Origin of the sequence: Terriglobus albidus, from assembly GCF_008000815.1 — a bacterium.
Classification (GTDB): Bacteria; Acidobacteriota; Terriglobia; order Terriglobales; family Acidobacteriaceae; genus Terriglobus; species Terriglobus albidus_A.
Window position 1 is genome coordinate 3,901,679 of sequence record NZ_CP042806.1, and the last position, 19,983, is coordinate 3,921,661.

20 protein-coding genes are annotated in these 19,983 nt (G+C 57.5%); 5 read left to right on the forward strand and 15 right to left on the reverse strand.

The features are described 5' to 3' along the window. Window positions 1-49: 49 nt before the first annotated feature. The 12 genes from FTW19_RS15260 to FTW19_RS15315 form a co-directional block, all read right to left on the reverse strand. A complete protein-coding gene (locus tag FTW19_RS15260; RefSeq protein WP_147648426.1) occupies window positions 50-1,123 on the reverse strand; it encodes a zinc-dependent dehydrogenase in 1,074 nt (357 codons plus the stop codon). Then, window positions 1,120-1,797 (reverse strand): nucleoside phosphorylase, encoded by a 678-nt coding sequence (locus FTW19_RS15265; RefSeq protein WP_147648427.1) that lies wholly within the window; start codon window positions 1,795-1,797, stop codon window positions 1,120-1,122. The genes FTW19_RS15260 and FTW19_RS15265 overlap by 4 nt, the downstream gene beginning before the upstream one ends. Beyond that, the gene (gene hpnA, locus FTW19_RS15270; protein WP_147648428.1) at window positions 1,797-2,804 is read right to left on the reverse strand and encodes a hopanoid-associated sugar epimerase; all 1,008 of its coding nucleotides are present in this window, start codon (window positions 2,802-2,804) and stop codon (window positions 1,797-1,799) included. The genes FTW19_RS15265 and hpnA overlap by 1 nt, the downstream gene beginning before the upstream one ends. A 164-nt stretch (window positions 2,805-2,968) precedes the next feature. Further along, a complete protein-coding gene (locus tag FTW19_RS15275) occupies window positions 2,969-3,418 on the reverse strand; it encodes a hypothetical protein (RefSeq protein WP_147648429.1) in 450 nt (149 codons plus the stop codon). Window positions 3,419-3,422: 4 nt separating this feature from the next. After that, complete coding sequence (gene hpnH / locus FTW19_RS15280) at window positions 3,423-4,553, reverse strand: adenosyl-hopene transferase HpnH (protein ID WP_147648430.1); 1,131 nt, start codon at window positions 4,551-4,553, stop codon at window positions 3,423-3,425. 30 nt (window positions 4,554-4,583) lie between these two features. Further along, window positions 4,584-6,620: a squalene--hopene cyclase gene (shc, locus tag FTW19_RS15285; protein WP_147648431.1), complete on the reverse strand. Its 2,037-nt coding sequence runs from the start codon at window positions 6,618-6,620 to the stop codon at window positions 4,584-4,586. A gap of 35 nt (window positions 6,621-6,655) precedes the next feature. Next, a complete protein-coding gene (locus tag FTW19_RS15290) occupies window positions 6,656-7,678 on the reverse strand; it encodes a 4-hydroxy-3-methylbut-2-enyl diphosphate reductase (RefSeq protein WP_147648432.1) in 1,023 nt (340 codons plus the stop codon). 108 nt (window positions 7,679-7,786) lie between these two features. Then, window positions 7,787-8,416, reverse strand: a complete 630-nt coding sequence (gene thiE, locus FTW19_RS15295) for a thiamine phosphate synthase (RefSeq protein ID WP_147648433.1) — start codon at window positions 8,414-8,416, stop codon at window positions 7,787-7,789. A gap of 5 nt (window positions 8,417-8,421) precedes the next feature. After that, window positions 8,422-8,835, reverse strand: coding sequence for a hypothetical protein (locus FTW19_RS15300; RefSeq protein WP_147648434.1), 414 nt, complete (start codon window positions 8,833-8,835; stop codon window positions 8,422-8,424). A gap of 143 nt (window positions 8,836-8,978) precedes the next feature. Then, the gene (accC, locus tag FTW19_RS15305) at window positions 8,979-10,340 is read right to left on the reverse strand and encodes an acetyl-CoA carboxylase biotin carboxylase subunit (protein ID WP_147648435.1); all 1,362 of its coding nucleotides are present in this window, start codon (window positions 10,338-10,340) and stop codon (window positions 8,979-8,981) included. 41 nt (window positions 10,341-10,381) lie between these two features. After that, window positions 10,382-10,873, reverse strand: coding sequence for an acetyl-CoA carboxylase biotin carboxyl carrier protein (gene accB, locus FTW19_RS15310; protein ID WP_147648436.1), 492 nt, complete (start codon window positions 10,871-10,873; stop codon window positions 10,382-10,384). A gap of 60 nt (window positions 10,874-10,933) precedes the next feature. Then, window positions 10,934-12,019 (reverse strand): M24 family metallopeptidase, encoded by a 1,086-nt coding sequence (locus tag FTW19_RS15315; RefSeq protein WP_147648437.1) that lies wholly within the window; start codon window positions 12,017-12,019, stop codon window positions 10,934-10,936. Window positions 12,020-12,096: 77 nt separating this feature from the next. On the opposite strand from FTW19_RS15315, the gene FTW19_RS15320 reads away from it, so the two are divergent. Continuing rightward, window positions 12,097-12,951 carry a metallophosphoesterase gene (locus tag FTW19_RS15320; RefSeq protein ID WP_187143000.1) on the forward strand — a complete coding sequence of 285 codons (855 nt, stop codon included), beginning with the start codon at window positions 12,097-12,099 and terminating at the stop codon, window positions 12,949-12,951. A gap of 99 nt (window positions 12,952-13,050) precedes the next feature. On the opposite strand, the gene FTW19_RS15325 is transcribed toward FTW19_RS15320, so the two are convergent. Both FTW19_RS15325 and FTW19_RS15330 read right to left on the reverse strand, forming a co-directional pair. Then, on the reverse strand, window positions 13,051-13,308 hold the full coding sequence (locus tag FTW19_RS15325; protein ID WP_147648439.1) for a helix-turn-helix domain-containing protein: 258 nt from the start codon (window positions 13,306-13,308) through the stop codon (window positions 13,051-13,053). 105 nt (window positions 13,309-13,413) lie between these two features. After that, entirely contained in the window at window positions 13,414-14,475 is a 1,062-nt protein-coding gene (locus FTW19_RS15330; protein ID WP_147648440.1) for an MBL fold metallo-hydrolase, read from the reverse strand. Between the two features lie 55 nt (window positions 14,476-14,530). Between FTW19_RS15330 and FTW19_RS15335 the strand changes: the two genes are divergently transcribed. Next, window positions 14,531-14,821, forward strand: coding sequence for a DUF1330 domain-containing protein (locus FTW19_RS15335; protein ID WP_147648441.1), 291 nt, complete (start codon window positions 14,531-14,533; stop codon window positions 14,819-14,821). 14 nt (window positions 14,822-14,835) lie between these two features. On the opposite strand, the gene FTW19_RS15340 is transcribed toward FTW19_RS15335, so the two are convergent. Next, window positions 14,836-15,240: a hypothetical protein gene (locus tag FTW19_RS15340; protein ID WP_147648442.1), complete on the reverse strand. Its 405-nt coding sequence runs from the start codon at window positions 15,238-15,240 to the stop codon at window positions 14,836-14,838. Window positions 15,241-15,322: 82 nt separating this feature from the next. On the opposite strand from FTW19_RS15340, the gene FTW19_RS15345 reads away from it, so the two are divergent. The 3 genes from FTW19_RS15345 to FTW19_RS15355 all read left to right on the forward strand — a co-directional run bounded on the left by FTW19_RS15345 (window position 15,323) and on the right by FTW19_RS15355 (window position 19,929). After that, window positions 15,323-17,140, forward strand: coding sequence for a GAF domain-containing protein (locus FTW19_RS15345; RefSeq protein ID WP_147648443.1), 1,818 nt, complete (start codon window positions 15,323-15,325; stop codon window positions 17,138-17,140). A 166-nt stretch (window positions 17,141-17,306) separates the two neighbouring features. Next, window positions 17,307-18,608, forward strand: a complete 1,302-nt coding sequence (aroA, locus tag FTW19_RS15350) for a 3-phosphoshikimate 1-carboxyvinyltransferase (RefSeq protein ID WP_147648444.1) — start codon at window positions 17,307-17,309, stop codon at window positions 18,606-18,608. Window positions 18,609-18,744: 136 nt separating this feature from the next. After that, on the forward strand, window positions 18,745-19,929 hold the full coding sequence (locus FTW19_RS15355) for a glycosyltransferase family 4 protein (protein ID WP_147648445.1): 1,185 nt from the start codon (window positions 18,745-18,747) through the stop codon (window positions 19,927-19,929). Window positions 19,930-19,983 lie beyond the last annotated feature (54 nt).

The following is a 19,983-nucleotide window of genomic DNA, read 5'->3' on the forward strand; positions in this document are numbered from 1 at the left end:
GAATATTGAATGAGGAAAGCAGATTCCTGCGGAATGACATACAAGAACGTTATGGCTGAATCACAATCTTCATCGAATCCGGCTGCGGATTCGACGCCAGATGAATTCCCTGCACTGCCTCTTCGAGCGTAAAGCGGTGTGAGATCAACTGCGTCAGATCGAAGCCGTTCTTGTAGCCGTCCAACACAAGCTGCGCGCCCTCGTCCTGAATCGCAACAGAGGCGGAGTAGGAACCCATCAGCGTCTTTTCATCCATGCAAACGGCGGCAGGGTCGAAGATCGCTTCTCCGTGCTGTGTAGACGCGAAGAGCATCACGCGGCCACCGGGCCGGGTCGCTTCCATTGCCAGAGGGATCAGCTTATCGCTGCCAACAGCTACAAGTGTGACGTCGGCTCCACGGCCCTCAGTAGCATTCCGCGCGGCAGCAACGACATCCCCTCTCGCATCGATCGGGTGCTTCAAACCGAACTTTGCGGCGACGGCATGGCGTTCAGGAAACATATCGCTCGTCAATACGGTAGCGCCGGTACGTGCGGCCAGCGCCGCAAGCAGCACGCCGATCGAACCCTGTCCGATCACGAGCACAGTCTCATCAGGCTGAAGTTCCAGAAGCTTGATCGCCTTGAAGCAGGTGTTCACAGGCTCAATGAAGGCTGCCTGTTCAAACGGCACACCCTCGGGAATCTTCACCAGGCCGCGTTTCACGATCCAGTCCATGACACGGATATACTCCGCGAATCCTCCGCCTGAGGGCGCAAAGCCGGCGGTCGTTCCCACCTTCTTGTAAGTCTCACACTGCGCAAAGGTCTGCTTGCGGCAGTAATAACACTCGCCGCACGGGATATGATGAAAGGCCATAACGCGATCACCGACCGCGAAGCCTTCTACACCCTCACCAACCTTGACGACAGTGCCGCTCATCTCATGCCCGAAGACACGGGGCGCCGAGTGGGATCCGGTATGGATCTTCTTCAGATCCGTGCCACAGATGCCACAGGTATGGATCTTGACGAGAACTTCTCCCGGACCGATCTCGGGGACGGGTACGGTTTCAATGCGTACATCATCAATGCCGCGGTAAACGGCTGCCCGCATGGTTGCGGGGACTTCCAACGAACTCATAGATTCAGGTCCTTCTTTACGGCAAGGGCCAGATTCTCCGCGGCCAGCCTTGCATTCTTTCCAAAACGTGTGAGAGCCGCCCAATACCACGGACGCACCATCACACTGGCGACAAAAGGCGCCGTAGCGAATTTTCCATCCTTGGTGATGTAGGGATTCATATCCGGCAGCTCTTCATTCGCGCCGTCTGAGACCGCCTTGATGCAACGGAACTTGCAACCTCTAGCAAAGGCAAGAGCAGCGATGGTAGCAGCCTCCATATCCACGAGGGCTGCGTTGGAATAAGCCAGCGCCAGACGATACTTCTCTCCACGGTCAGCAACCTTGTCGGCCGAGATCAGCAACATCGTGCCGTCAAGATGTAATGGATAGTGCTCCTCCGCTTCGCTGTCGACGATCTGCGAAGGATAGTGCACGGACCCAACAGGCAGGCGCGGATCGATCGAGCCCGCCCAGCCGATCGACAATACTGTCGTTGGATTACAAATGGTTGTCAGATGGTCAAACGCGCGCCGGGCAGCCTCCGATCCCATTCCAGCGCACACGGCATAGATACTGCGGGATGGATGCTTCCACGCATTCACGCCGTTTACTGCTTCCATCTGCTGCCAGCCGGCAACCAGGGGCTTTAGTTCTCCAGGTAGCGCCGCAACGATACCGAAGCATTCTTCCATCAGGCCCGCTTCCCTTCATATACGGGAGCATATCCATGCTCCACGAACCAGTCGATAGCCGAACGTAGCGCCTTGTACACCGGAAGCACCTTGAATCCCAGGTCTCGCTCTGCCTTGGCCGAGGATGCGAACATCTTCTTCTTGCCCATACGCACAGCCTCCAAAGTAGCGCGCGGTTCTTTCCCGCGCAATTTGCCGGTAAACGTCTCGTCGAAGAAGGCGAAGATCATGGCGACCGTATGGGGTACCCGCATTGAGGGGGAAGGTAGCCCGGTGATCGCCGACATGCGGTCAAGAATCTGTTTCAGCGTTAGATTCTCTCCTCCGAGAATATACCGTTCTCCCGCTCGGCCAGTATTAAGTGCGGCAAGATGCATACGGGCGACCTCCGCAACATCCACCAGGTTCAGGCCGGTATCAACATATGCCGGAAACTTGCGGTTGAGAAAGTCCACGATAATACGGCCAGTTGGAGTTGGCTTAACATCGCGGGCGCCGATCGGCGTCGTCGGATTCAGGATCATTACACGCTGGCCCATCTTGGCCGCTGCAATCGCCTCCTGTTCCGCAAGGAACTTCGATCTTTTGTAATGGCCCACCATGTCTGCCAGCGAGACAGGTGTATTCTCATCGACGATTGTGCCATCGGTCTTAAAGCCCATGGTGGCAACACTCGATGTGTAGATAAAGTTGGGCACGCTTTCCTCACGGGCAATACGCAACAATTCACGCGTACCCGTGACATTGGCCCGATACATATCGTCCGGGTCGCGGACCCATAGACGATAGTCCGCAGCCACATGAACAACGGCATCACACCCGCTGATCGCGGCCCGAAGCTCTTCGGGCCGCCGCAGATCTCCGGCGATCACATCCGCGGGGATACCTTCGAGCTGTGCATTATTTGTGCCGCGCGTCAGAAGACGCAACCGTGCGCCATGGTCGGCATACAGGCGCGCAACGTGGTTACCGACAAACCCTGTCGCTCCGGTGAGAAAGACTTTCATAACCTCACACAAAGACGATGCGGGTAAATGTAACCCACATCCGGTAAGTAGCTAGAGCGTTTTCCCTGGTGCTGGGTATCCCGAAGGAGGCGTACAGCGGCGTTTTCATTGCGGAAACGCCCATAGATGAGGACGCCCTACATGACACCCAAAGGGAAAATGCTCTAGTCCAGCTTCTCCGCTTCAATTCCAATATTCGTTTCGCCCGCGGCCTTTTTTTCCCAGTACTTCTTGACCCAGGCTTCGAAGGACTTGCCGGCGGCAGCGTCGCGGCCGGTAAATGCGAGAGCTGCGATATCGCCGTAAGCCACGTTGACCTTTGCGCGGTCTCCCTTGGCCGGAATGATGCGGATAAAGGAGTCACGCAGCGATGTACCGGAGCGGCGGTCGAAGATATACCCCTCGAGGATGACGCCGTCCTTCTTCGTGATCGTCACATCTCCGCGATAGTCGAAGGCCTTTTCCAGCGATTCCCGCACTTCTTCGTCGGAGGCAAGAGCCGGAATCCAGCCCTCGAGATTCTCCCGCTCACGACCGGCGACAACCTCGAGCTCATCAGCCGAATGCTCTTTCAACTGATCGATCTTTCCCGCTTCCTGCTGCACTGTCGACATAGGCTTAGTCTCCTGAGACCAGTTCGCCGGTTTGCGCGGCGGGTGTCGTAGCGATCTGAACCAATGGTCCGCGATGTTCCGGCTGCCACTCATCCAGCAGTTTCTGCGCTCCTGCATCGGAGTACAGTGCGTTCATATAGGCCTTGGCCGTACGGATGAAACCACGCAGCGATCCGAAGCCATAGTTCACCGCCGAAGCCTCGTGCCCCGAATGCACCATGCAGTTGGCGCAACGCGGATTGCCGCTCTTTGCGCCGTAGTTGGCCCACTCGGTGGCTTCGATCAGTTCCTTGAAGGAATCGGCGTAACCGTCTTGCAGCAGATAGCAGGGCTTCTGCCAACCGAAGATGTTGTAGGTCGGCATTCCCCAAGGGGTGCACTCGAAGTTAATCTGTCCCATCAGGAACTCGAGGAAGAGCGGGTGCGAGTTGAACTGCCACTCCTTCTTGCGGTTCGACAGGATGGCGCGGAACATGCGGCGCGACTTTGCCTTACCCAGGAAGTGGCTCTGATCCGGCGCCTTATCGTAGGTGTAACCCGGCGAGACCATCATGCTCTCGACACCGGCGCGTGTGAGCTCATCAAAGTGAGCCCGCACCGAATTCGGATCGGCGCCATCGAAGAGAGTCGTATTCGTCGTGACACGGAAGCCACGCTTCACCGCTTCACGAACACCTTCCATCGCCTGGTCATGGCCACCTTCGCGGCAGACGGCGAAGTCATGGTGCTCCTTCTGACCATCGACGTGCACCGAGAAGGAAAGATATTTACTTGGCGTGAAGAGATGGAGCTTTTCCTTCAGCAGCAGCGCGTTGGTGCACATGTAGACGTACTTCTTGCGCGCTACCAGTCCTGCAACAATCTCCGGCATCTGCGGATGCAGCAAAGGCTCGCCGCCCGGGATGGAGACCATCGGCACGCCGCACTCTTCCACGGCAGCAAAGCACTGCTCAGGTGTCAGATCCGTCTTGAGGATGTGAGCCGGGTACTGAATCTTTCCGCAACCAGCACAGGCGAGGTTGCAGCGGAACAATGGCTCCAGCATCAGCACCAGCGGATACCGCTTGTTGCCTTTGATCTTCTGCTTCAGGACATAACTTGCGACCGTCAGCATCTGTGAGATTGGCACTGCCATCGGCTCACACTCCTTAGGTAAAAACTTTGGTTATTCCAGCGCACCGGAGACTTCCGTCTCGCGCGCCTTGATATAAGTCGTCAATGCCAGCAGCGGGAAGTACTGCTTGTACAGGTGATATCCCAGGTAAAAGACGCGCGGGAAACCCGTTCCGGTGTAATAACTTTCACCGTTGCGGCCCGGCACCAGCTCATCCCAGCTTCCGTCCTCGTGCTGGTGATCGATCAACCAGCGCACACCTTTGGCAACAGAATCTGAACGGACATCTCCGCCGGCAAGCAGTGCCAGCAGCGCCCACGCCGTCTGTGACGGCGTGCTTGAACCGAGGCCGCGCTGCAATGGATCGTCATACGTTCCACAGCTCTCGCCCCAGCCGCCATCTGGATTCTGCACCATGCGCACCCATTCGGTGGCCTGCAGGACACAGGGCTCATGGCTCCACATGCCCATCGACTGCAATCCCCGCAGAACCAGGAACGTGCCGTAGAGATAGTTCACACCCCAACGGCCAAACCAGCTTCCGTCGCTCTCCTGCTCCGAGAGGATGAACTGTACGGCCTTTTCGACGCGCTTGTCAGAACGGTTGTAGCCATACAGCGCCAGCATCTCCAGCATGCGGCCGGTAATATCTACCGTCGGCGGATCGAGCATGGCGTTATGGTCAGCGAACGGAATCTGCTCGAAGATAGTCTTCGTATTGTCCTTATCGAAGGCAGCCCATCCACCGTTCTTGCACTGCATCGCCCAGATCCAGTTCAGCGCGCGTTCGCACACTTCGTATTGGTAGCGCTCGCGCGGGTTCTCGACGCACTTCAGGGCGAGCAACACCTGGCCGGTATCGTCCACATCCGGATAGAACTCATTATTGAACTCGAAGTACCAGCCGCCCGGTTCGACATTGCGAACCTTCTCGGCCCAGTCACCCTTGTGACGAACTTCCTTGCTCAGGATCCAGTCCGCCGCCTGAATCATGCGCGGATCGTCCTTAGCAACGCCAGCTTCGCCCAAAGCATAGATCGCCTGTGCGGTATCCCACACCGGTGGAAAGCACGGCTGCATGCGGAACGTCGGCGTGGGATAGTCCTGCGTTCCCTCCGGACAGTCGATGCCGAGCTTCTCAAACTCGTCGACCGCGCGGATCAGGACAGGATCATCCATCGAATATCCAAGGCAGCGCAGCGCGACAATGGCATTCAACATCGCCGGGTAGATCGCGCCAAGACCGTCGGACTTCTCAAAGCGCTCCAGCATCCACTTCTCTGCCTTCTTGATCGCCATGCTGCGAAGTGGACGAATATGAACACGCTCTGCCCAGTGCGCGACACGATCGCACAGCAGGAAGAAATTCCGCCAGCTTACCGGCCGCTTCTTGTCCCAACGCAGATGAAGATTCGCTCTGTCGCGACCGCCAACGAATAGCTCGTCGATCTCTTCTTCGGGTGCAAGCTTCTTGAACGGCTTCTTCGCATAGATGATCGACAGCGGCACCAGAATGCCGCGTGACCAGGACGAGATCTCATAGATATTGAAGTAAAACCAGTTGGGAAAGAGGATGATCTCCGGCGGAATCGCCGGCACGGCATCGTAATCGTAGGCACCCAGCGCGCAGAGATAGAGCTTGGTGAAGGTGTTGCACTCCACCACGCCACCGAGTGAGAGCACACTCTCGCGTGCCTTCACCATCAGCGGATGGTCAGCCTTCCAGCCCATCAGCTTCAACGCCAGATAGGCCTTCACACCATAGTTCACATTCGATGGTCCGCCAGGATAGAGACTCCATCCACCATCGGCGTTCTGATGACGCAGAATCTCGTTGACGGCGCGCTGCATCTTCGCCCGGTCACCCGTGCCAAGCAGGGTATGCACGAAGATGTAGTCCGCTTCGAGCATCACGTCGGCTTCCAACTCACCGCACCAGTAACCATCCTGATGCTGCTGGCCGAAGAGCCAATCTACCGCCCGTTTAATGCCCGAGGAGACTTTGTCCAGTTCGAGGTCCATTCGCCCGAAGCGAGGCTGCGTGCCTGCTTGAGACGATGCCGTCGATTTACTCGCGTCGATTGCCATGCGTTCGGAAACCTCAGTTTTTAGACGCACCCTGCTTAGGCGCCTACGGTCACTGCGCCCGGAGCTGGCTTGATAGCCTGCACGATCTCCGGAGGAAGACCGAAACGCACATTCTCCGGCATGACTTCCACTTCATCTACCGAACCGAAACCCTTGGTCTGGAGGTACTCAATGACCTCCTGCACCAATACTTCAGGAGCCGAAGCACCTGCAGTCACTGCCACATTGTCAACGTCATTCAGCCACTGCGGCTGAATATCCTCAGCCTTATCGATCAGGTAGCTGTTCGTACCCAGATTCTGCGAGACCTCAACCAGCCGGTTTGAATTCGAGCTGTTCTTCGAGCCCACTACCAGTACCAGATCCGCACCATGCGCCACATTCTTGACCGCAGTCTGACGGTTCTCTGTGGCATAGCAGATGTCCTGTGCATGCGGTCCAACAATGTTCGGGAACTTCTTCTTCAGCGCCTCGATCATGTCCCGCGCCTCATCCAGAGAGAGCGTGGTCTGGGTCAAATAAGCAACCTTGTCAGGATCGGGAACCACGAGGTTGTTCACCTCTTCCACCGTGGAAACGACCTGCGTGACCTCGGGCGCTTCACCCTGTGTACCTTCCACCTCTTCGTGCTCGCGATGCCCCACCAGCACCAGCGAGTACCCCTGCTTGGCAAACTTGATCGCCTCGACGTGAACCTTGGTGACCAACGGACAGGTCGCATCAATCACCTTCAGACCACGTTCCTTGGCAACCGCACGCACTGCCGGCGATACACCATGCGCCGAGAAGATCACACGCGCACCCGAGGGAACCTCATCAAGCTCATTGACAAAGATCGCACCCTTCTTCGCCAGGTCGCTGACGACATAGCGATTGTGAACGATCTCCTTACGGACATAGATCGGCGCACCAAAGGTATCCAGCGCGATCTTCACAATATCGACAGCGCGCACAACGCCGGCGCAAAAGCCACGGGGCTTAAGCAACAGAACGCGCTTTGTGGCCTCAGCCTGGTTGGAGAGGTTGTTGACTCGGGGTTCAGATGCAGTGGTGGTCACAGTAGTGAGTATACCGTTAACACCCCTCCCGTCATGCAGAAATGAACCTCAAACGGTGCATTTCAGGACACCTCCAAGGTAAGTCCTTGTAGCCTGATTCAAAATGGTTTACCTCATTACCGCGCGTAGAAAAGCCTTGATCAACGGTAATGCTGAAACCTCCGGCCCGGAAGGCACAAGCGCTGAGATCACAGCGACCGAATCTGCACCCGCATCCAGTACCTCCTGTGCTCTCTCAGGCGAGATTCCTCCAATCGCGACGATGGGCTTCCTGGTCAGCTTGCGCACTTGCCGCAGCAGCTCCAAACCGGTCACCGGGTCCGGATTCTGCTTCGTGGCCGTGGCATAAATCGGTCCAATCGCCAGGTAGTCCGCTTCGGTCGCCACTGCCGCCTCGAACTGGCCAAGCGTGTGCGTCGACACACCGATGAGCTTTCCCGCGCCTACGATACGGCGGGCATCGTCCGGATGAAGATCGGTTTGTCCGACATGCACGCCGTCACACTCTCCAATCCTCGCCAGATCAGGCCGATCATTCAGCAACAACCTTACCCCTGGGACAGCCGACCGGATTCGCTGCAGATTCGCAAGAAGCGTCTGTGGCGACGCGACCTTGTCGCGATACTGCAGTAACGAAACTCCAGCCAATGCCAGCTCGCCGGAAAATTGTTCGATCGAGATCTGCCGCGCGGCCAATACACCGGCGTCGAGAATGGGATAGAGCCGAGGAATCTGCATGATGGTTACCGCGCCGATGCCAGGATGCGGCGTGCATCGTCCAGGCCAGCCTGTCCTCCGGTCAGTCCAATCTGCCAGTCGGTACCTGGAACCACGCACAGATACAAAGCCCAGGGCTGTGCGGAGTTTTCACGCACACAAAGAAAGCTCAGACCGTGCGCGCGAATTGTCTCTGGAGAGAAACGCCCTTCTTCCACACCTCGGCCATAGGTTGCAAGGATCTGCCTTTGGAAGGCCTCAGCCTGCTGCTCATTGCGAATCCCGCCGACGGCATGATCAATGTTCAACTGTACGGCATGCGACAGGCGGAAGATCTCTCCACGATCAGGATTGGTACTGCGCCACAGCAGGGGCAGACGAAAGCTATGACCGTTGAAGCTGGCGTAGTTGCCGTGGCGCACATGCCACCACAGAGCCATGACGGGATCTCCCACTGTCCCCCGACTCAGGACTAAGAAGTACAACAGCGGGAAAGGAACGATCCATATAGGGATAGAACGAAACAGGCCGCGCAGAGTCCATCGATGATGGTCTGACGGCCTGAGTGCGTCTTCCATGATCTCTATTCGGCCTTCGCCTTCTCCCGTTCAAAGAAGCGTTCCATGAACTTCGTGTCGAAATTTCCGGCGCGGAACTCTTCATCCTCAAAGATCTTTTTGTGCAGCGGAATTGTCGTATAAATGCCCTGCACAATGAATTGGTCGAGCGCCCGCTGCATCTTATTCATCGCTTCTTCGCGATCCTTGCCATGAACAATCAGCTTGCCGATCAACGAGTCGTAATACGGCGGCACGACTCCTTCCGCATATTGCGCTGTGTCGACCCGGACACCATTGCCGCCCGGCAGATTGAAGGCCGTAATCTTGCCCGCCGAAGGAGTGAACTTCTCCGGGTGTTCCGCATTGATACGGCACTCGATCGCGTGCCCATTGATGACAATGGGCTGAGGAACGATCTCCGACAACTTCTCTCCGGCGGCAATGCGCAGCTGCGCCTTCACCAGGTCGATACCGGTGATCATCTCCGTCACCGGATGCTCCACCTGGATGCGGGTATTCATCTCGATGAAGTAGATCTTCCCGTCTTCATCCATCAGGAATTCGATGGTGCCCGCATTCCAGTAGCCGATGTCCTTAAGCGACTTGCGGATTACCTTGCCCATCTCTTCGCGCTGTTGCTGCGTGATTTTGAGCGAAGGGGCCTCTTCGATCAGCTTCTGATGGCGCCTCTGGATCGAGCACTCGCGTTCGTTGAGAGAAAGAACATTCCCATGTTCGTCGGCCAGCACCTGGAACTCAATGTGACGAGGCCGCTCGATGAACTTCTCCATGTACAGATCACCGTTTCCAAAGGCATTCAGCGCCTCCGTCGATGCCTGGTTATAGAGGTCCGGAAGTTCCTGCGGAGCACGGCAGATACGCATTCCGCGTCCGCCGCCGCCGGCAACAGCTTTCAAAATGACGGGATAGCCAACCGACTTCGCCCATTTCAGAGCTTCATCCACGCTGCCAATTACACCGTCTGATCCGGGAAGAATCGGCACCTTTGCCTTCTTCATCGTCTGGCGAGCGGTGGACTTCTCACCCATCATGCGCGTCACCTCGGGCGGCGGCCCGATGAACTTGATGTTCGACGCGCGGCATACCTCGGCAAAGTTGGCATTCTCCGAAAGCAGACCATAGCCAGGATGAATGGCATCCACATCGGCAATCTCCGCAGCAGAGATCACCGCCGGAACATTCAGATAACTCTCGGCCGAACGAGGCGGTCCGATGCAGATAGCTTCATCGGCAAAACGGACATGCAGTGAGTTGCGGTCCGCTGTCGAATAGACCGCGACAGTACGAATGCCCATTTCCTTGCAGGCATTGATCACTCGAAGCGCGATTTCGCCGCGATTGGCGATAAGGACTTTGCGAAACATCTTCTTCCAGTCTTGTTACCAGGGGTAGGTCGAACAGCGTCTCAACGTGGCTTCACGGCAAAAAGCGGCTGGCCATACTCCACCGGCTGGCCGTTGTTAGCAATGCGACGTACAACCTCTCCCGCGACATCAGATTCAATCTCGTTCATCAGCTTCATGGCCTCCACGATGCATAGCACCTGACCGACCTCAACCTGATCGCCAACTTTGACAAACGGAGCCGCGCCCGGCGCCGAAGACTCATAGAAGGTGCCGACGATTGGGGATTTCACCTCATGAACATTCTCAGCCGGCGCTTGTGCCTCGGCCGCGGGTGCAGAGACCGGCGCCGCGGCCACCAAGGGCGCAGGTGCAATCGTCTGCTGCGGAATCAATGTGGCGAGTTGTGTATAGTCGATAGCCGCCGGAACCGGAGGGCCGGTGAATTTGATGCGGACCTTGAGGTCGCCCCGCTCAAGATCGAATTCGGCAATCTTGTTGTCTTTCAGAAACTCTACGAGTTCGCGAAGGTCCTTCAGTTCATTTGCTTCCATGCTTTATCTCTTCTTCCGGATTCGCTGGCGCCGCGGAACCGACCGCAGGCCCAGTCCTTGTTATAACTCGATCCAGGCTTTCGGCGACGGCGTTATGATCTCGCAGCCGTTGCGGTTAATGACGACGGTATCTTCGATGCGGATTCCGAAGCGGCCGGGAAGGTAGACACCGGGTTCAATCGTAACGACCATGCCCTCGGCGAGTGGCTGCTTCTGGTTGGCGGCAATCCTTGGTCCCTCGTGAATCTCCAGGCCAACACCGTGACCTGTGGAGTGCGTAAAATATCGTGCCAGCCCCGCACGCTTCAGAACACTGCGGGCTGCTTCATCAACATCGCCGCAAGTAACTCCATCCTTTGCGGCTGCCACTGCCGATTCCTGCGCTTCCAGGACTGCGGCATAGGCTCTTTCCTCTTCAGCGGTTGCACGGCCCATATGCACCGTGCGTGTCATGTCCGAACAATACCCGTTGAGAATAACACCGAAGTCCAGTGTGATGAACCCTTTGCGGGGAATGCGGGAGGAACTTGCGCGTCCGTGCGGAAGTGCAGATCGGGCGCCCGAAGCGACAATCGTCTCAAACGACATAGCCTCCGCCCCTAACAGGCGCGCCTGATGCTCCAGCTCCGCCGCGACAGCTACTTCCGTAATTCCCGGCTCAAGAAAGCCGAGAATATGGTCAAACAGCCTCGCGCCCAGTGCGGCAGCTTGCCGCATGCGGCGGATCTCTGCTGCATCCTTGATCTCCCGCTGTGCTGCAACCAGCGGAGACTCCAGCGGCTGAAAGAAACCGCGGCGCAATCGTCCACTCACTGCCTTGCGAAGATGTCCCAACAGCGCGATGGTCGTATGCGTCCCGTCAATACCGCAGCTAGTTAGCTGTTGCTGCTCCAGCCACGCGGCAGCCATTGTCTGCGCAGACTTTTTCTTTGCAATCACAACGCGAGCGCTCTCAACCTCTTCCCTCGCCTGAACGGTATAACGGCCATCCGTGAATAGAACGGCTTTGCGTGGAGTGATCGCCAATGCAGCATTGGATCCTGTAAAGCCAGTCAAATAATGGACATCGGGTAGATGGGTCAGCAGCAATGCCTGCACGTTCTGTGCGGCCATGGCTTTTCGGATCGTACGGATTCTTACCTGCATCCGTTCTATTTTATGTTCCGAATCCCCCTCCGGGCCAACGACGACGATATCATCAAACTATGCCTGATCCCTCGTGGATGACACGACGTAAAGTTCTTCAACTGGGAGTGGCAGGCGTAGCCGGGATGGCTTTGTACTCCGGCGAGCTTGCACGGCACGAACTGGAAGTCGTCCAGCTTACCGTCAAACTGGCAAACCTACCGGACGCCTTTCACGGCTTCCGCATCGCACAGATCAGCGATCTTCATTTTCACGAATACACGGAAACATTTTTTCTTCGCTCCGTATTGCGCCGTGTTAATGCGCTTCGTCCAGATGCTGTCTTATTGACCGGGGACTTCATCAGTAACGCGCGCGATCGCACCTACCCAATCGCACAGGCTCATGTCTGCGGCGACATCCTGAAGATGCTGGAGTGCCCCATCCGATATGGAGTCCTTGGAAATCATGACTCCGCCATGGGAGAAACAGAGATCCACCATGCTCTCGTCTCCAATGGAACACCGATTCTCTTGAACAAGAGTGTTCCCATTGAGCGAGGCGGCAGCCGCATCTGGGTTGGAGGACTGCGCGATACGCTTGCCTCCTATCCGGAACCGGAACAGGCGATCCCGTCTAAAATTCGTAACCCTAAGGAGCCGGTCCTTCTGATGATTCACGAGCCGGATTACATCGACGAGTTGATGAAGTACCCGTCGAGTCAGTCCGTAGGCCTGGTGCTCTCAGGCCACTCCCATGGAGGTCAGGTACGGCTGCCGTTCCTTCCCCCGCTCAAAGCGGTTCTGCCGCCGGGTGGGAAAAAATATATTGAGGGTCTCTTCCGCGTAGGCAATACGCAGCTCTACGTCAATCGTGGCATCGGAACCACGGAGGTTCCCTTCCGGCTCAACTGCCCGCCGGAGATCACGGTGTTGACACTGGAGCAGGGCTAGAGCATTTTTCCTGTTCTGGTTGTCCCGGAAGGAACGTGCGGCGGAGTTTTCAATGCGGAAAACGGCTATGGATGCGGAAACCCTGCGGAGAAAAATGCGCTAACGCGCGCGACGGACAGGCTTCTTTTGCGTGGGCTTTGCCTTTGCCGGAGCTGATGGCTTGCGGACCCCCGACTGCTCATCCATCCAGGCATCGAGCAGCGAGCGCTTGAAGCGCCACCGGTTCCCCAGCTTGAAAGCCGGAACAAATCCCTCGGAAGCATAACGGTAGAGAGTATCGCCACTGATGCCGAGATAGTCGGCAGCCTGGCGAATATCCATCACCTCTCGAAGCGCGATCTGGGCAGCGGATGGCATTGATCACATCTGCGGGCAGACTTCCCCGGCTCTCTGTTTTTACCCCGTTTTTTCCCGAAGTACAAGCAATTTCTGAGGTTTACGGAGGGGTTAACATCCGTTTCGTCAACCTTTCGCTGTAGCCAGTGACGGAACGCGCGCCTGTGCTGGATTAACAAACGGCCGCCACCACAGATTCTGCGTCGGTTCGCCTTGAAATGCCGTCGGTACACCAGGCGCCGGTATCCAAAGATCGACGCCTTTCTCCGGAGCGATGCTCAGCAGCCGCTCGATCGGTTGACGCCACTCATGCAAGGCAAGGTCGAAGAGTCCCCAGTGGATAGGAAACATCACCCGGCCGCGAAGCGCTACATGAGCCTCCACGGCACGGTCTGGTCCAAGATGGATCGACTCCCACAGTGGATTCGAAGCCCCGATCTCGAGCATCGTCAGGTCGAATGGGCCATACGTCTCGCCAATCTCTGCAAATCCCGGCCACTGCCCTGAATCTGCCCCGAAATAAAGATTGTGATGATCGTTCCGCAGCACAAACGATGCCCACAGCGTTCCGAAGCGGTTGAACAGGCTGCGGCCAGAGAAGTGGCGCGAGGGCAAGGAGAGGATCTCCAGCGTTGCTCCATTCCGTCCGCTGGTCAGCGAGAGCCGGTCACACCAGTCCATCTCATCGATGCGTTCCGCGGAAACGCCGAACCGGCGGAGGTACTTCCCTACGCCTAGCGACGTCACCCAGCGGACGTTGCGATCGGCAAGAGCCCGAACGGCGGTCTCATCCAGATGGTCGTAGTGGTCGTGTGAGATCAGAACGGCATCCAGTGGCGGCAACTCGTGCAAAGCGATCGTCGGCGGAAAGAAACGTTGCGGGCCGGCGAACTGCACCGGAGAAGCACGCAGCGACCATACGGGATCAACCAGCAGACGAAATCCGTCAACCTCCAGCAGCAACGACGAGTGTCCGAACCAGGTAATTCTCACCGGAGAGCCATTGGATGCCTCAAACCAGCGGGCGTCAGTACGGAAGTGGGGTAACTGGGGAGCCGGTTCACGTTTCCGGCGGCCGAACAGGAACTCCGGCAGCATGCGGAACATTTCGCTCGCACTGGTAAAGTGGGTCGGGACGGGGTTAAGAAATTTGCCGTTTTGGCGCCGGGCCGGTTTGAGGTAACTCACACAAAATTCGATGCCCTGCAACGCTCCCCGACGCAGGAAAAAAGGAGACGAAGTAATGAAAAAGGCTTACTGGGTGGTTTCTTACCAGGCCATTCACGATCCGGCGGCACTTGCCGCCTATGCACCTCTCGCCGTGGCGGCTATCGCGGCAGGTGGCGGGGCAGCCCTGGTACGTGGCCTGCCCCATGAAGTTGACGGCCGCGGCATCAAGGAACGGACGGTTGTCGTAGAGTTTCCCAGCCTGCAGGCTGCGGTCGATACCCATCACAGCGACGCATACAAGCAGGCACTAGCGGCTCTGGGCAACGGTGTCGATCGCGATTTTCGTATCGTTGAAGGCGTCTAGCCCCAACAAACGCCCTAGTCCCATCCACCATCCAACAGGTTGGTGACATGGGCAACGGCTTTCGTGAGTTTGGCCTGGCGAGGCTGCCGGGCCTTCTCCGGATCGTCTTCCGTGGCAAAGATGTATTCAATGCGCTCTACGCGGTAAGGTCCCGCCCCTGCCTCAAGTCCATCGCCGGGTAGAAGAACGACGTCCCCCGGTTTCGGTACGGTGTGGAGCTGCTCCAGCGGAACCAGGTTCACGAAGTCACCGGTATCAAGCACGAACTCGAGACAGTCCTGACTGAAGATCAGCTCCCGTCGGTTTGCCTCAGCAATTCTGCGGGCCTTTACAGCCTGCAGATAGGTGGCAACCACGGTGGGAAGACCAAGGACAAAACCAACGATACACAGCCAATCGGAAAAAGTACTGAGTGACATGAAAAACAAAGCCGCTGCTCCTGTGAAGCTGGCGGAAGACTCGCCTTTCTCATAGCTTACTGCGATATCATCGCCTCTAACTATGCCCTCGCCGGAGACAACGCGCCCTGTAGAACACACCCACGAATTCGAGGGTGACTACCGGCCGTCGAACACGGCGTCGCCGACGACGCCCCGAGTCCATATCGAGCCCCTGCAGATCGACTTCCTCACGCAACTGGCGGATGCCCTGAACAATACCCTCGACCTGCAGACCACCATGCAGCGGGTGGCAGATCTGGTGCGCGCCGTCATCGATTACAGGATCTTTGCCATCCTGCTCATCAACGACCGCACGCAGGACTTCTGGATGCGGTTCCAGATCGGCCACTCCCCCGAGTCGGAACGGATGCGCGTCAAGATCGGCAAAGGTGTTATCGGCAGGGCTGCTGAGCTGCGGCGCGCCGTGCTGGTGGAAGACGTCTCCAAGAAGGACTACTACATCCCGGCAAACCCGGACGTTAAGTCGGAGCTCGCGATTCCGCTCATCAGCAAAAACAAGGTGATTGGCGTACTCGACATCGAATCGACGCAGGTCGCCTACTTTACGCAAGAACACCAGCGGCTGCTCGAACTCGTCGCCTCCCGCATTGCCATCGCAATCGAAAACGCCCGGCTCTACACACGAGTCGCTCGCCAGGCGCAGACGCTCACTGTTCTTGGCGAGATCTCGCGCGAGTTGACCAGCATTCTGGATCTTGACGACCTGCTGGAACGGGTTGGGCAACTGATGAAGCGGGTGGTGGACTTCCAGATGTTCAGCATTCTGCTCTGGAACTCCCGGTCAAAGCACTTTGAGCATCGCTTCTCGACCCGTTTTGGCGAGCGAGTCCAACGCCAGCACATCGTCGAGCCCGGCCAGGGCATCATCGGCACGGCGGCCAAGGAACGTGTTCCTATCCTGGTTCCGGATGTGCGTAAGGATTCCCGTTACGTCAACTACCACCCCGAGACCCGCTCTGAGCTTGCAGTACCGCTGGTCTATAAAGACCAGATCATCGGCGTAATCGATGTCGAACATACGCGGGCGAACTACTACAACGAAGATCATCAGCGCACGCTCACCACTCTGGCCGGCCAGGTCGCGATTGCCATCGAGAATGCGCGGCTCTATGAGCGCATTCTTGAAGAAGAACAGCGCATGGAGCGCGACCTCGCCATGGCTCGGCAGGTGCAGCTCCGCCTGTTGCCGAGCGCACCGCCATCACACCCGCACGCAGACTTCTTCGCAAAGTTCCTGCCCGCGCGCTCCATCGGCGGCGACATGTATGACTTTCTGGACTACGGCTCTGGACGGACGTTGATCGTCATGGGAGATGTCTCTGGAAAGGCCGCGCCCGCAGCTCTCTATGCCGCGCTGGTCTCAGGAATTCTGCGCTCTCTCGGAGCACAGCAGCTCTCGCCCGGCCACCTTCTGGCGACCCTCAACGACCAGTTACAGGAACGCAAGCTGGATGCACAATACGTCACCATGCTGATCGCTCTCTGGGACGATAACGAACAGACGCTGAGCATCGCGAACGCAGGCTCCGTCCAGCCCGTCTTCGTCACCGGTGGCGAGGTTCGCACCATCCAGGCAGAGGGTTTTCCCCTGGGCCTGTTCCCACATGCTGTCTATGAAGAACTGACGCTTTCCACCCAGCCGGGCGATCAGATCGTCTTTTTCTCCGACGGTATTACGGACGCCGAGAACTCCTCACATGAGATGTTCGGTAACGAACGCCTGGTCGAGGTGCTGCGAAAGCTGAAGAATCCAACAGCTCAGGTTACCGGTGAAGCCCTCCTAAAGGGTGTCGGACATTTCCAATCCCAGACCGAGCACTTCGATGACGAAACGGTCGTTGTGCTTCATGTCCGTTGAACTTTCCACGCCTCCCCTCACGGTACAATCAAAGGCAAACGTTCAACGGAAGTGGAAGCTCAGAACCGGGTGCGAAGTGTCCGCACGTTAGCCGTCAGAGTCTCCACAAGATTTCCCTCCGCGGCATAACGATGACCGCTCATGGCTATCCGGAAGAAATTTCAAGATGCAGACGATTAGTACGACTCAGACGATCCGCCCCGCGAAGAACCTGCACGGTTCTTTTCGCGTTCCAGGCGACAAGTCCATCTCTCACCGCTACGCCATGCTGGCCGGACTGGCTAAAGGCACATCGCGGTTATACAACTTCTCTACCGGCGCCGACCCGCACTCCACACTCGGCTGCATGGTCACGCTGGGCGCGAAGGTCAACACCCAGAGTGACGGCACTATCGAAGTAACCGGTGTAGGCGGCGCCTTTGAACGGCCAGTGGGTCAGCTCGATTGCGGCAACTCGGGTTCTACCATGCGCATGCTTTCCGGGCTAATCGCCTCGCATCCGCATGTCTTTACCCTCATTGGCGACGAGTCCTTGTCCCGCCGGCCGATGGAACGCATTCGCAAACCGCTTTCGCAGATGGGCGCCCGCATTGATCTCACCGAAGGCCATGCTCCTGTCACCATCTTCGGCACACCACTCAAGGCAATCGATTTTGCAACACCGATCCCGAGCGCGCAGGTAAAGACTGCAATTCTCTTTGCCGGCTTGCAGGCCGAAGGTGTGACTTCGATCTCTGAATCTGTCCGGACCCGCGATCACTCCGAGCATGCGCTGCGCGCCTTTGGCGCCGAACTCAACCGCACCGCGGACAAGATCACCATCGCCGGCGGACAGACGTTGACGGGAATTGATGTGGCTGTACCGGGCGATATCTCGTCGGCAGCCTTCTTCCTGTGTGCGGCTCTGCTCTTCCCCGACTCCAACCTGGTCTTCGACGGCCTGGGAATGAATCCCACCCGTGCGGCTCTGCTCGACGTTCTTACAGGCATCGGCTTGAAGGTCAAGGTGTTGAACCTTGAAGAGAAGCACGGCGAGATGGTGGGCACCATCCAGGTGAACCGCGTTCAGGACGGCCTGAAGGGCGCTGACATCAGCGGTGCTCTTACGGCGCAGTTGATCGACGAGCTCCCGGTGATTGCCGCCATCGCTCCTTACACGCAGGAAGGCATCCGCATCCGCGATGCCCAGGAGCTTCGCGTCAAAGAGAGCGATCGCATCGCTCTTGTAGCCAAGAACCTCAAAGCGATGGGAGCCGAGTTCGAAGAGTTCGAAGATGGGCTTCACATCCCCGGCAATCAGAAACTCCACGGAGCTCGTATCGAGACCGGCCACGATCACCGTATCGCAATGGCCTTCTCCGTCGCTGCTCTGCGTGCCGAAGGCGAGACCATCATCCAGAACGCAGAGGTCGCCAGCGTCAGCTTCCCTGAGTTCTACACGCTTCTGGACACGTTGGCCGAGCGCTAGAGCATTTTCCCTGTGGGTATAGTCTAGAGCTTCCACACCATAGGGGCGTTTTCCGCAATGAAAACGCGGCTGCACGCCACTTCCGGGATACCCGGCAACAGGGAAACGCTCTAAAGGAAAGGCGCCGAACGAACTCATGCGTGTCATTCAGACAGTCTTCGGCGTCTTTCACCACTTCGATCTTGCAACCGAACTCCAGAAACGAGGCCACCTGGAGAAGGTCTACTCCACCTGGCCATGGGCCCGGCTGAAACGCGAGGGGCTGCCGAAAGAGCGCGTTGAAAGCTTTCCCTGGATCCACATGCCGGCCTACTTCTATGGGCGGTCTAAGCTCCACCGGGCTCCACTGGCGCAGCAACTTCAACTTCTAAATGCAGCGCTCTTTGACCGCTGGACCATGCGCCGCCTGCGCGCCCTCCAAAGCCATGGCACAAAGGTCGACGCTCTCATCGCCATCTCCGGATCTGGAACCAGAACCGGCCGCCTGCTGCAACAGACCGGCGGCGTCTTCATCTGTGACCGCGGATCATCACACCACCGCTATCAACGCAATATCGTCGCCGAAGAAGATCGCATTTGGGGTGTCGAACGGGAGTCGACGTCGGACCTTCGTGTCACAGCCATTGAAGAAGAACAGTACGAGCTCGCAGACGCCATCAGCGTACCTTCCAGTTTTGCCGTGCGTTCCTTTGTCGAGATGGGCGTTCCCCGGGAGAAGCTCCGACTTATTCCATACGGTGTTCGGTTGGAGCGCTTTCGCCCTGTAGCCGACCCTCCCACTGACTCCTTCGACGTTCTCTTCGCCGGCTCCGTCAGCCTTCGCAAAGGAGTTCCCTACCTCCTGCAGGCCTTCGCGCAACTCAAGCATCCCAATAAACGTCTTCGCATTGCCGGAGCTGTTGACCACGCGGTCAAACCGGTTTTTGACCGGCTGCCGAATGCCTCTGTGGAATGGCTGGGAGCAGTTCCTCAGAACGATCTCATCACACTGATGTCGAAGAGCCACGTGCTCGTCCTTCCCAGCATTGAGGAAGGTCTGGCTCTGGTGCAGGCGCAGGCAATGGCATGTGGATGCCCGGTGATTGCCTCACACAATACGGGGAGTGAAGATCTTTATACCGACGGTGTTGAAGGCTTCATCGTTCCGATTCGCGATGCCGCCTCTCTTGCCGACCGCATGCAACGGATAGCCGACGATCCGGGCATGCACCAGCGCATGCGTGAGGCTTCCCTCAACCGGGTACGTCACCTTGGCGGTTGGTCAGAGTATGGGGCGAAATGGGAAAAAACCCTACAGGACCTGCTCGCCGCGAAACCTTAGAGCATTTCTCCTGTAGGTGTAGTGCAGGGCTTGTGTATCTATGGGCGCTTTCCT